The sequence below is a fragment of the Shewanella pneumatophori genome (assembly GCF_023283895.1).
GTDB lineage: Bacteria > Pseudomonadota > Gammaproteobacteria > Enterobacterales > Shewanellaceae > Shewanella > Shewanella pneumatophori.
On sequence record NZ_JAKILB010000001.1, the window covers coordinates 347,483 to 360,536 of the forward strand.

A 13,054-nucleotide genomic window follows, 5' to 3' on the forward strand; every position below is an offset into this window, starting at 1 on the left:
TCAGTTTTTTGCAAGTGGGAATTTAGGGGACAAGTTGTGGATATCTTGAGGATAATCGAGCCTGTTAGTAATGGCTAACCGTTAAAGCTTGTTTTGATTTGATTTCCTCGTTGGTGAGGATTATTTAATCAAATAAAAAGATCGTTTAGATCGCAGTTTAGTTGAGCGATCTGAAACGATCTTTTTTAATCCGTTTGTATGATAAATGACAGGCTTCAAAACTGTTGTTGTAAATGTGTGCTAAGTCTCACTAAAAACAACAAATTTTGCCTCCTTAAATTACTTAACATTAACGCGATTAGTTGCCGGTTTATTTAAAAAAGTCAGCGAGATCGTCGCCTGTTGCAAAACAAATATCTGCAGGCCATGTATCTGGTGTATCAGTTGAGCTGATATAACCCCATAGCGCTAGGCCAGAAAGCATACCAGCAGACTTCGCGGCAACTAAATCACGCTCTGCATCACCAAGATACAGAATATGCTCAGGAGCAATATCAAGCTGCTGTGCGCCTAAAAACATAGGTGCAGTATGCGGTTTAGAATGCAAAGTCGTGTCACCACTTACAATCGCAGGCATATTAGCAGTCAATTCAAGTTTATTGAGTAATGGTCGACTAAATCTTGCGGGTTTGTTAGTAATAACGCCATAGGGGATAGCCTGCTGAGTTAACCGTTGAAGGAGCAGTTCTATTCCTGGAAATAACTGGCAATTATCGCCGTTAATTTGCTGGTAATGATCAAATAATGATTGCTGCAAATCAGCTAGCTGCTCATCCTTAACATCGGGAAGGGCCGTTTTAATCATGGCAATACTGCCATGAGACGCGCTTGCACGTAGAGCCTCAAATGCAACTTGTGGATAGCCATTTGCTTGCAGAGTCATATTAAGCGCTGCAATCATATCCGGGGCGGTATCAGCAAGTGTGCCGTCTAGATCAAATAGCACACCTTTTACTTGGCTAGCTATAACCTTAGTCATTTTTAACCGTGGCTATCATATAATTAACTTCTAAGCTTTTGGTATATCTAAAAATATCTGTAATAGGGTTATAAGTAATACCAACAGCATCTTTACAGATAAGCTCTGCTTGATCGGCAAGTCCAATCAACTCTGAAGGACGAATAAACTTGTTATGATCATGGGTGCCAACCGGTAACATCTTTAATACATACTCTGCGCCTAGAATGGTTTCTATATAAGCACGAATATTGCGGTTGATGGTTGAGAAGAATACGTAACCGCCTGGTTTAACCATGTCGGCACAAGCCTGAATAACTGAGCTTGGATCGGGTACGTGTTCAAGCATTTCCATGCAGGTTACGACATCGTATTGGCCACGGTGTTCGTCACGGTGCGCTTCTGCAGTGTTTTTAACGTAGTCTATCGTTACACCGGCTTCCAGTGCATGCAGTCTTGCCACATCAAGTGGTTCATCGCCCATATCAAGGCCAGTTACATTGGCGCCAATCTTTGCCATGCTTTCAGACAAAATGCCGCCACCGCAACCTACGTCTAAAACTTGCTTACCAAATATTCCACCAGCGGTTTGGTCAATATAGTTAAGACGCAGTGGATTAAGGTTATGTAGTGGTTTAAATTCGCCATTCGGGTCCCACCATGTAGCGGCCATTTTCTCAAACTTGGCGATCTCTTGTGGATCAACATTATTCTGTGTTTGCACGTAAATTACCTCTGAGCGACAAATCCGTCTTTTGGCCACATTATAATGATTAGCGCTAAGAAACAAAGCAGTTATGTAGCCGTTTGTTACTTATTGAACAAAGTGGACAATTAATGCGCCTATGCCTTGATTTTAATCAAGTGATTTGGCTTTTTTAGCTTATTTAAAATGAATCGATATTTGGGTCTAGCGCCATCAAATAACTGTGTTAGAATGCCAAATCACGTTTTCAAGCTTCGCTATTCTAGGAAATAGGAATAGCTCGCTAAATTTCAGGGGATCGAGCAGTTTATGACTGATCTGGCTTCATCTATAACACCAATTAATATTGAAGACGAATTAAAAAATTCATACTTAGATTACGCGATGAGCGTAATCGTTGGCCGTGCACTACCGGACGTTCGTGACGGTCTCAAGCCGGTTCACCGCCGCGTACTATTCGCGATGAGCGAATTAAAAAACGACTGGAATAAGCCTTATAAAAAGTCTGCCCGTGTTGTTGGTGACGTAATCGGTAAATATCACCCACATGGTGATACCGCTGTATATGACACTATTGTTCGTTTGGCTCAGCCATTCTCTATGCGCTACCCATTAATCGACGGTCAAGGTAACTTCGGTTCTGTTGACGGCGACGCGGCAGCTGCAATGCGTTATACCGAAATCCGTATGGACAAGGTGGCGCATCAATTACTTGCTGACTTAGAAAAAGAAACAGTAGATTTTGTACCTAACTATGATGGTACTGAATTTATTCCTGCAGTATTACCAACACGTATTCCAGCACTATTAGTGAATGGTTCGTCAGGTATTGCTGTTGGTATGGCAACTAACATCCCTCCGCACAACTTAAGCGAAGTGATTGCCGGTTGTTTAGCCCTGATTGAAGAACCAGCGCTTTCTATTGAACAGCTAATGGAACACATTCCAGGCCCTGACTTCCCAACTGCAGCAATTATCAATGGCCGTAAGGGCATTATTGACGCATATAAGACTGGCCGTGGTCGCGCTGTAATGCGTGCTCGCGCTGAGATCGAGGAAGAAAATGGCCGTGAGCGTATTATTGTTCACGAAATTCCATATCAAGTTAACAAGGCGCGTTTGATTGAAAAAATCGCTGAGCTTGTTAAAGATAAAAAGATCGAAGGTATTAGCGGCCTGCGCGACGAGTCAGATAAAGACGGTATGCGTATTGTGGTTGAGATTAAGCGCGGCGAAGTGGGTGAAGTTGTTCTAAACAATTTATATGCTCAAACGCAAATGCAGTGCTCTTTTGGTATTAACATGGTTGCTCTGACTAACGGTCAGCCAAAACTATTTAACCTAAAAGAGATGCTAGAGTGCTTTATTCTTCACCGCCGTGAAGTTGTGACTCGCCGTACTGTATTTGAACTGCGTAAAGCTCGCGAACGTGCTCATATTCTTGAAGCGTTAGCTGTCGCACTGGCTAACATAGATCCAATTATTGCATTGATTAAAGCTTCTCCAACCCCTGCAGAAGCAAAAGTTAAACTTGTTGCACAAGGTTGGGAACTTGGCCACGTTAAAGGCATGCTTGAAAAAGCAGGTGATGACGCAGCGCGTCCTGAGTGGCTAGAACCAGAATACGGTATTCGTGACGGCCAGTACTTCTTGACTGAGCAGCAAGCACAAGCAATTCTTGAACTTCGTCTACACCGTTTAACGGGTTTAGAACACGATAAAATCATTGCAGAATACGAAGAACTTTTAGAAATCATCGCTGAGCTACTTCACATCTTGGGTAGTCCGCAACGTTTGATGGAAGTGATTAAAGAAGAGCTTGAAGAAGTTCTAGCTAATTTCGGTGATGAGCGTCGTACAGTTATTAACGCTAACGAAGTTGATATGAGTCTTGAAGATCTGATCAACGAAGAAGACGTTGTAGTAACATTGTCGCACCTTGGTTACGCTAAGTACCAAGCACTAAGTGATTACCAAGCGCAGCGTCGTGGTGGTAAAGGTAAAGCAGCGACTAAAGTTAAAGACGAAGATTTTGTTGAAAAACTACTTGTTGCGAATACTCACGATACCATTTTGTGTTTCTCTGACTTTGGTAAGATGTACTGGCTTAAAGTGTACCAGTTACCATTGGCTAGCCGTACAGCTCGTGGTCGCCCAATTGTTAACTTGTTACCTCTTGCAGAAGGTGAGCGTATTACAGCGATTCTTCCTGTACGTGAATATGCTGAAGATAAGTACATTATCATGGCAACATCACACGGTACGGTTAAGAAAACGGCTCTAACTGCGTACAGCAACCCACGTGCGAACGGTATTATTGCGGTTAACCTAAAAGATGGCGACCAGTTGATTGGTGTTGATATTACCGATGGTAACGACGACATCATGCTGTTCTCTAATGAAGGTAAAGTTGTCCGCTTTAACGAGAAAGCACGTAGCTCAGAAACAGGTGAAGTTAAGATTGATCCTGAAACCGGCGAAGAAGTGATTGCACTTCGTGCTATGGGACGTACTGCTACCGGTGTTCGTGGTATCAAGCTTGAAGATGGCCAAACCGTTGTGTCGCTAATCGTTCCTAAAGGTGAAGGCGCAATCCTAACAGTGACTGAAAACGGTTACGGTAAGCGTACAGAACTTTCTGAGTACCCAGCGAAGAGCCGTGGTACTAAAGGTGTGGTTTCTATTAAAGTAAGCGAGCGTAACGGTGCGGTAGTTGGTGCTGTTCAAGTTGGCTCAAACGATGAAATCATGCTTATCAGCAACAAGGGCACGCTAGTTCGTACTCCTGCTGAAGGTGTATCAACGATTGGCCGTAACACGCAAGGTGTTACGATTATTCGTACCGCAGAAGATGAGAAAGTCGTTGGACTACAGCGTATTGATGAAATTCAGGTTCCTGAAGCTGAATTAGATGCTGATGGTAATCCAATTATCACTGAAGGTGCGGAAACCGCAGCTACAGTTGCTGCGACAGATGTTGATAGCACAGAAGCTAACAATGAAGAAACGCCTAAAACTGAAGATTAATCGTAACTAACTTACTGATTAAGCAGTTCACAAAAAAGGATGCCAATTGGCATCCTTTTTTATTACCGAGAATATGGTGAAAGTATTATTGCCCTAGTTTATCTGCATGCTTAAAGGTATCACGCCAAAATTTAGCGCTGAGTTCAGCTATCACTCTAGACTCGCCATTGAGTAACATTGCCATACCGATATTTAGCTCAGGTGAATAAGAGATCTCAGCGACGTAGCCAGCAACCCAACCCGCATGATAGATCAACGGCCTGCCGTTAAACTCATACACTCGCCAACCTTTGCCATAATGAGCGCTATCTAAATACGGACGCCAGTCGCGGCGACGTAGTTCTCTAGTGGTTTTAACCCCCGGTGTTGTGACATCGCTAATTACACTAGGTGGCAACACGTTAGGATTTTGCCCTAAATTTGCTATAAGCCATTTAGACATGTCTCTGATACTGGCATTGACACCGGCAGCAGGGCCCAATTGATAGTAGTTGGGTTTTACTTTAACTTGTTTAAATCCATGCTTAGTTTTTACATGGGGTTCTGCACGATTTTTAGTTTGCTGAAAAGCATCATAACCAATTGAAGCCGTGTTCATTTTTAGAGGTGTGAAGATCCGCTGTTGAAGTAGCTGCGGATAACTTTGCTGCGATTGCGTTTCTATAGCTGTTTGAATAAAAGAAAACGCAACGTTTTGATAGCCATAACAAACACCAGGTTTACAGATAGGTGTGAGCTCGTCAAATTTATCAATGATCTTTGCCATTTTAACGTTGCTATTAATTAGGTTGTCATAGCTGTTTGGCATTAACCCCGTACTATGGCCAATAATATGTCCAAGGTTAATGCTCTTAGCGGGGCGTTCTGTTGCTAACGTAAACTCAGGTAAATATCTTACGATTGGTTGTTGCCAATCTAGCTTATCTTCTTCAACTAACATTGACGCTAAGGTTCCCGCAAATGTCTTGGAAACAGAAGCTAGTCTAAAAACAGTATCAGCATTAATATTTTTACTGCTACCTTTGCTGCGCTTACCGTAACTACTTAGCTTAATCACTTTATCAGCATCAACAATAACAAATGCGCCGCCCGGCACTTTGTTATTTTTTAATTCGCGATGAAATTGCTGTTTGAAGTTGTCGGCAAGGGGCTTATAAGGCGAAGCAAAGGCAGAATGAATGGATAAACAAGTGCTAATTGATAATGCGCCGATCACAAACATAGGTTTTAAAAACATGTACAGATCCAATGTGCCGTTAAAACGGTCTGTTTAGAGTATTTTACGCTTTACGCGTAGCAACAAATCCATTTTAGATCTGCCGTTATTTGTTTTACTTTAATCGAACCATCATTGATTCAATTAAACAAGTATTCTGAGCATAAGTTTTAAGTATTACATATGCCGTGGACTTCAGGATTTTAACAAAAACAATAGCTAATATAAAAATAAAAAAGATGTTATTAACCATGACGATGTATAAGAACATTCGGTTGATTTTTTTATTTTTACAGCTGCGAAGTTAGGATATACTGCTAACAGAGTATAAGAACCTAGTGTTTCTACTAATAACAATAGAAGGACAATAATGTGAGCGCGATTTTTAATTTCTGTGCCGGCCCTGCGATGTTGCCCCAAGCTGTAATGCAAAAGGCTCAGCAAGAATTATTAAACTGGAATGACCAAGGTGTTTCCGTGATGGAAATTAGTCATCGTAGTAAAGAGTTTATCGCGCTAACTGAGGAAGCTGAATCGAATTTACGTCAGTTGATGGAAATTCCTGACAATTATCATGTTTTGTTTATGCATGGCGGTGGTCGAGGTCAATTCTCTGCCGTTGTAAATAATTTTCTAGGTGATAATGGTAAAGCTTTGTACTTAGTTGATGGAAGTTGGTCTCAAGCTGCAGTAGAAGAGGCTGAAAAGTTAGCGGGTAAGGATAACATCGACAGAATTAACATTGTCGAATCCATAGCTGGTAAGCGCCAAGTTGTTATTCCTGAACTGACCCAAATCGATAAAGATTATCGTTATGTGCATTACTGTCCAAACGAGACAGTTGATGGCATTGAAATTTTTGACAACTTAAACAGCCCTTGGCCTGTTATCGCCGATATGTCGTCCAACATTTTGTCGCGTCAAATAGACGTAAGCCAATTTGGTTTAATCTACGCCGGGGCACAAAAAAACATTGGTCCTTCAGGTTTAAGTATCGTAATAGTACGTGATGATTTATTGGCTTTGCCATGTTTACCGCAATCTTCAATTATGGACTACCGTCTGGCGGTTAAAAATGATTCTATGTACAACACGCCACCAACGTTCGCTTGGTACTTAGCCGCTGAAGTGTTTAGCTGGCTGAAAAGTGTTGGCGGTGTGGCAGAAATGGAGCAGCGTAATATCGAGAAAGCTAAGCGTCTTTATGCATGCATTGATGAATTAGATTTTTATGTTAGCGGCGTTGCTGCTCAAAATCGAAGCCGCATGAATGTGACGTTTCAACTGACCAATTCAGAACTTGATGGCAAGTTCTTGGCCGAAGCCCAAGCCGCGGGGTTAGTGGCGTTAAAAGGCCATCGTATGGTTGGTGGTATGCGTGCAAGTATTTATAACGCTATGCCGTTAGAAGGTGTTGATGCGCTGGTTACATTTATGACCGAGTTTGCTGCTAAAAACGCCTAAGCTTTTGAGTCTTATAGGTTGATCGTAAAAAAGACGCTGATAAAAAAGCCGATACTTGATGTATCGGCTTTTTATTTGTTCAAATAGGCTGTTTTTAGGCTGATTTAACAAATAACTTTAGCGATAGATTCTGCTAAATAGTCAACATTGCCATTGCCGATACCTGCGATACTAATTCGACTAGAGTCAACCATATACACACTATAATGCTCTTGTAGCTCTGCAACTTGTGTAGAGGTTATTCCAAGGAATGAGAACATACCTTTTTGCTCAGCTATGAAGTCAAAATTCTGCTGAACACCTTTTTCTTTAAGTTTCGCGACTAACATGGCTCGGTTGCCGTTAATGCGTTCACGCATCTCTTTTAGTTCCGCTAACCATTCTTGCTTTAACGTTTCTGAGCCTAAAATGGTTTCAACAATCGCGGCGCCATGTGCAGGCGGCATAGAGTAAATACAACGTACTACATATAGCAATACTGAAAAGGCGATATCTGCACGAGCTGCATCTTTTCCTATAATGGTACAGGCGCCGATACGTTCACGGTATAAACCGAAGTTTTTAGAGCATGAGCTACATAAAACCATGGTTTCTACTGCAGCAGCCATGTTGCGAACGCCATAAGCGTCTTCATCTACGCCATCACCAAAACCTTGATAAGCCATGTCTATTAACGGAGTAAAACCCTGATTAACGCTGATCGCAATGATTTCATCCCATTGCTCGTTGGTTAAGTCCATTCCACTAGGGTTGTGACAACAAGCATGTAGTAATACAACGTCATCTGCACTGATTGAAGCTAGCGCTGCTTTCATTTCATCAAACTTTAATGACTTACTGTCGTAATCATAATAAGGGTAGGTCTTAACGTTAATACCGGCAGCTTCAAATAACCCTGTGTGATTAGCCCATGTAGGGTCGCTTACCCAAAGCGTCGCGTTAGGGTTACAACGTTTAATGAAATCTGCAGCAACCCTTAATGCACCTGTTCCACCAGGGGTTGATACCGTGCGTACTCTATTGGCTAGCAGTGCTGGGTGATCGGTACCAAATGCAAGCTCAGACATCAATCTATTAAAATCAGCTGAGCCAGTTGGCCCTATGTAAACTTTGGTTGACTCTGTGTCTAATCTAAATTTTTCAGCTTTCTTAACACAAGACAGTATCGGCGTATGCCCTGACTCATCTTTATAAACGCCAACACCAAGGTCAACTTTTTGAGAGTGAGGATCTTCGCGGTATTTTGTCAGCAAACCAAGGATGGGATCGGCAGGCATAGCGGTCAATTTGTTGAACATGGCTCAATTTACCTTTTATGTGTTCGGCTATCGTTTAGCCGTTTATCTTTATTGAGTTAGAGTAACGTAAAAAAGTGTAAAAAGAACAGCGTTGAAGAGGATATTCCTTGTGAATTTTTTTGGAAATGAATCATTCCACCCAACTAAGTTCCAAGAAATACCGTCACCAATGCATAATAGTTAACTGGTTATTTTCGTAACTTGAGCATAATTTGTGTATTAAAGGGCTGTTTTAGTAAAAAAGTGTTGAATCCTGCGCGTCAATGAGTAATTTTATTACTACGAAGTTCAAACAAACGCGAAATGACGATCACTTTGTCGTGGTGATCTCCCGTTTGACGCCCAACGCATCAAATTAGCCAAGTCATCGAGCATGAACATCTACTGTTAACCCGCGGGCGAGTTTGACTCCTGCAGACATAATAAGAAGTACGCAATGAATCAATTACGCATAGAGCCAATTAGTAAAGTATCTGGAACCATCAATATCCCAGGTTCGAAAAGTATTTCAAATCGAGCGTTATTATTGGCAACCCTTGCAAAAGGCACCACGACACTTACCAATCTGCTGGATTCTGATGACATCCGCTACATGTTAACGTCATTAAAGCAGCTAGGTGTAAATTATCGTTTATCAGAAAATAACACGGTTTGTGAGTTAGATGGACTCGCAGGGCCGTTAAATACAGTCGAGCAGCAAACATTATTTTTGGGTAATGCGGGTACAGCAATGCGTCCATTATGTGCTGCGCTAACGCTAGGCCAAGGCGAATTCACGTTAACAGGTGAACCGCGCATGGAAGAAAGACCTATTGGCGATTTAGTCGATGCACTGCGTCAACTTGGTGCAGAGGTCACTTACCTTAAAAATGAAGGGTTTCCTCCATTAAGCATTACTTCTACGGGTCTCAATGGTGGTGGTGTTGAAATTGCTGGAGATTTGTCTAGCCAATTCCTAACTGCTTTATTGATGGTGGCGCCACTTGCTCAAGGCGATGTGAATATCAAAATCAAAGGTGAATTGGTATCTAAACCTTATATTGATATTACATTGGCGTTGATGGAGCAATTTGGTGTAAAGGTTCAAAATAACGATTACCAGTCTTTCGCCATTAAGGCGGGTCAAAGTTACGTTTCGCCTGGCAAAGTACTTGTAGAAGGCGATGCGTCGTCAGCCTCCTACTTTCTGGCTGCGGGTGCAATTCAAGGTGGAGAAGTAAAAGTAACTGGCGTTGGTAAGCTGTCTATCCAAGGCGATGTGAAATTTGCTGATGTACTTGAACAGATGGGCGCCGAGATAGAGTGGGGCGATGATTACATTATTGCCAGAAAGGCAAAGTTAACCGCAGTTGATTTAGATATGAACCATATCCCAGATGCGGCAATGACCATTGCAACTGCTGCTTTGTTCGCAACCGGCACCACCCACATTCGTAATATCTATAACTGGCGTATTAAAGAAACAGATCGTCTAGCTGCAATGGCCACGGAACTTAGGAAAGTCGGTGCAATTGTGGATGAAGGCCACGACTACATTAGCGTTACGCCACCTGAAGTCCTCAATACTGCGGCGATTGATACTTACAATGATCACCGCATGGCGATGTGCTTCTCAATGATGGCCTTTGCAGATTGTGGTATTACGATTAACGACCCTGAGTGTACTTCTAAAACATTCCCTGATTATTTCAATCAATTTAGTGCACTGTCTCAACCTGCCTAAATCTTCCATTAGCGTGTCATATACGTCAGGTTGAGTTATCAACCTGACGATTTACTGAACCAAGTTCCCGTTTATTTGAAGTTTTTGCCGCTTTCTTGCGTTACATAGTTTATAATGCGCGCGCTCATTTTTCGGTTATATCAAGGAAGATGGAATTTCTTGTGGAGGATTTTATGTCAGAAAGGGCGCCTGTTGTCACTGTTGACGGCCCAAGCGGTGCGGGAAAAGGTACTATTAGTCAATTACTTGCTGAGCGTTTAGGCTACAAGTTATTAGACAGTGGTGCGATCTACCGTGTATTAGCCTTAGCTGCTATTCACCATAATGTAGAGCTAGATAATGAAGAATCATTAACTTTACTTGCAGCGCATTTAGATGTGCAATTTATTACAGGCAGTGAAGGCAAAGGGATTAAAGTTGTACTAGAAGGCGAAGATGTATCATTAACGATACGCAGCCAAGAATGCTCAAATGCGGCCTCTAAAGTGGCGGCATTTCCTCGTGTGAGAGAAGCCTTATTACGTCGTCAGCGTGCTTTTGCCGAAGCACCTGGTTTGATTGCTGATGGACGCGATATGGGTACGGTTGTATTTCCAACCACACCGGCAAAACTTTATTTAACCGCATCGGCTGAAGAAAGAGCCCAAAGACGCTATAATCAGTTGCAGGACAAGGGCTTCGATGTTAATATCGATCAACTTTTGTCTGAGATTAAAGAGCGTGACGACCGCGATATGAATCGTAGTGTCGCTCCTTTGGTGCCTGCCGAAGACGCTTTGGTTATCGACACGACCAATATAAATATTGAAGATGTGCTTGAAATTGCAATAGCGCATATTCACAAAAAGCTCCAAGTACAGGCGTAAGCAGGTACTTAACTATTCGTTCCAAGGATGAGACGAATTATTAATCTGACTCCACGTCCAGGATGGTCCGTGGTTTATTAAAGAAAGTAACTTAAACATGACTGAATCTTTTGCTGATCTATTTGAACAATCCCTTAATGAACTTGAATTCCGTCCTGGTTCTATCGTACGTGGTGTAGTTGTAGCCATCGAAAACGGTATGGTACTAGTTGACGCAGGTCTTAAGTCTGAAAGCCCAATCCCAGCTGAACAGTTCAAGAACGCTCAAGGCGCTCTAGAAATCGCAGTTGGCGACGAAGTTGACGTAGCTCTTGACTCTGTTGAAGATGGTTTCGGTGAAACTCAACTTTCTCGTGAGAAAGCTAAGCGTCACGAAGCTTGGATCGTTCTAGAAAAAGCGTACGAAGATGCTGAAACTGTAATCGGTATCATCAATGGTAAGGTTAAAGGCGGTTTCACTGTTGAATTAAACGGTATCCGTGCATTCCTACCAGGTTCTCTAGTTGACGTTCGCCCAGTTCGCGACACAGCTCACCTAGAAAACAAAGAATTAGAATTCAAAGTTATCAAGCTTGACCAGAAGCGTAACAACGTTGTTGTTTCTCGTCGTGCAGTTATCGAATCTGAAAGCAGCGCAGAGCGTGATGCTCTTCTTGAGAACCTTCAAGAAGGTCAATCAGTTAAAGGTATCGTTAAGAACCTTACTGACTACGGTGCATTCGTTGATCTTGGTGGTGTTGACGGTCTTCTACATATCACTGATATGGCTTGGAAGCGTGTTAAGCACCCATCTGAAATCGTTAATGTTGGTGACGAAATCAACGTTAAAGTTCTTAAGTATGACCGTGAGCGTACACGCGTATCACTAGGTCTTAAGCAACTTGGCGAAGATCCATGGTTAGAAATCAGCAAGCGCTACCCAGAAAACACACGTTTAACTGGTCGCGTAACTAACCTAACTGACTACGGTTGTTTCGTTGAAATCGAAGAAGGCGTTGAAGGTCTTGTTCACGTTTCTGAAATGGATTGGACTAACAAGAACATCCACCCATCTAAGGTTGTTAACCTAGGTGATGAAGTTGAAGTTCTAGTTCTAGACATCGATGAAGAGCGTCGTCGTATTTCTCTAGGTCTTAAGCAATGTAAGACTAACCCATGGGATGACTTCGCAGAGCGTTTCAACAAGGGCGACAAGGTTTCTGGTAAGATCAAGTCAATCACTGACTTCGGTATCTTCATCGGTCTTGACGGCGGCATCGACGGTCTAGTTCACCTTTCTGACATTTCTTGGAACGGTACTGGCGAAGACGCAGTTGCTGAATACAAGAAAGGCGACGAAATCCACGCTGTAGTTCTTTCAGTAGACCCAGAGCGTGAGCGTATCAGCTTAGGCGTTAAGCAAACTGAAGACGATCCATTCAATGCATACCTTGCTGACAAGAAGAAAGGTGTTGTAGTAAATGGTGTTGTTACTGCAGTTGACGCAAAAGGTGTTACAATTGAACTAGCTGAGACTGTTGAAGGTTACCTTCGCGTTTCAGATATCTCTCGTGAGCGCATCGAAGATGCATCTACAGTTTACTCTGTAGGTGACAAAGTTGAATCTAAGTTCATGGGTGTAGATCGCAAGAACCGCACCATCAGCCTATCTATCCGTGCTAAGGATGAAGCTGAAGAGAAAGAAGCAATGGCTAGCTTGAACAAGCAAGATGACGTTGCTATGAGCAGCGCAATGGCTGAAGCGTTCAAAGCAGCTCGTAAATAATCGCCTTGAAGTTCAGGGGTGCTTGCGCCCC

Annotated in this window: 9 protein-coding genes; 5 read left to right on the forward strand and 4 right to left on the reverse strand. The window is 42.5% G+C overall.

All coding sequences use genetic code 11. The features are described from left to right. Positions 1 to 310: 310 nt before the first annotated feature. Both L2740_RS01515 and ubiG read right to left on the reverse strand, forming a co-directional pair. Positions 311 to 979: an HAD family hydrolase gene (locus L2740_RS01515; protein WP_248948195.1), complete on the reverse strand. Its 669-nt coding sequence runs from the start codon at positions 977 to 979 to the stop codon at positions 311 to 313. After that, positions 972 to 1,682 (reverse strand): bifunctional 2-polyprenyl-6-hydroxyphenol methylase/3-demethylubiquinol 3-O-methyltransferase UbiG, encoded by a 711-nt coding sequence (ubiG, locus tag L2740_RS01520; RefSeq protein ID WP_248948197.1) that lies wholly within the window; start codon positions 1,680 to 1,682, stop codon positions 972 to 974. The genes L2740_RS01515 and ubiG overlap by 8 nt, the downstream gene beginning before the upstream one ends. Before the next feature lie 291 nt (positions 1,683 to 1,973). On the opposite strand from ubiG, the gene gyrA reads away from it, so the two are divergent. Next, positions 1,974 to 4,691 carry a DNA gyrase subunit A gene (gene gyrA / locus L2740_RS01525; RefSeq protein WP_248948198.1) on the forward strand — a complete coding sequence of 906 codons (2,718 nt, stop codon included), beginning with the start codon at positions 1,974 to 1,976 and terminating at the stop codon, positions 4,689 to 4,691. Between the two features lie 85 nt (positions 4,692 to 4,776). On the opposite strand, the gene L2740_RS01530 is transcribed toward gyrA, so the two are convergent. After that, positions 4,777 to 5,928, reverse strand: coding sequence for a serine hydrolase domain-containing protein (locus L2740_RS01530; RefSeq protein ID WP_248948199.1), 1,152 nt, complete (start codon positions 5,926 to 5,928; stop codon positions 4,777 to 4,779). A gap of 351 nt (positions 5,929 to 6,279) precedes the next feature. On the opposite strand from L2740_RS01530, the gene serC reads away from it, so the two are divergent. Further along, positions 6,280 to 7,371: a 3-phosphoserine/phosphohydroxythreonine transaminase gene (serC, locus tag L2740_RS01535; RefSeq protein ID WP_248948201.1), complete on the forward strand. Its 1,092-nt coding sequence runs from the start codon at positions 6,280 to 6,282 to the stop codon at positions 7,369 to 7,371. A gap of 104 nt (positions 7,372 to 7,475) precedes the next feature. Here serC and L2740_RS01540 read toward each other — a convergent pair whose 3' ends face one another. After that, complete coding sequence (locus L2740_RS01540) at positions 7,476 to 8,669, reverse strand: amino acid aminotransferase (RefSeq protein ID WP_248948203.1); 1,194 nt, start codon at positions 8,667 to 8,669, stop codon at positions 7,476 to 7,478. A gap of 436 nt (positions 8,670 to 9,105) precedes the next feature. On the opposite strand from L2740_RS01540, the gene aroA reads away from it, so the two are divergent. The 3 genes from aroA (at position 9,106) to rpsA (ending at position 13,023) form a co-directional block, all read left to right on the forward strand. Continuing rightward, positions 9,106 to 10,392 (forward strand): 3-phosphoshikimate 1-carboxyvinyltransferase, encoded by a 1,287-nt coding sequence (gene aroA / locus L2740_RS01545; protein WP_248948204.1) that lies wholly within the window; start codon positions 9,106 to 9,108, stop codon positions 10,390 to 10,392. Between the two features lie 173 nt (positions 10,393 to 10,565). Continuing rightward, entirely contained in the window at positions 10,566 to 11,258 is a 693-nt protein-coding gene (gene cmk / locus L2740_RS01550; protein ID WP_248948206.1) for a (d)CMP kinase, read from the forward strand. Positions 11,259 to 11,355: 97 nt separating this feature from the next. Then, complete coding sequence (gene rpsA / locus L2740_RS01555; protein ID WP_028769030.1) at positions 11,356 to 13,023, forward strand: 30S ribosomal protein S1; 1,668 nt, start codon at positions 11,356 to 11,358, stop codon at positions 13,021 to 13,023. The last annotated feature ends 31 nt before the right edge of the window (positions 13,024 to 13,054 follow it).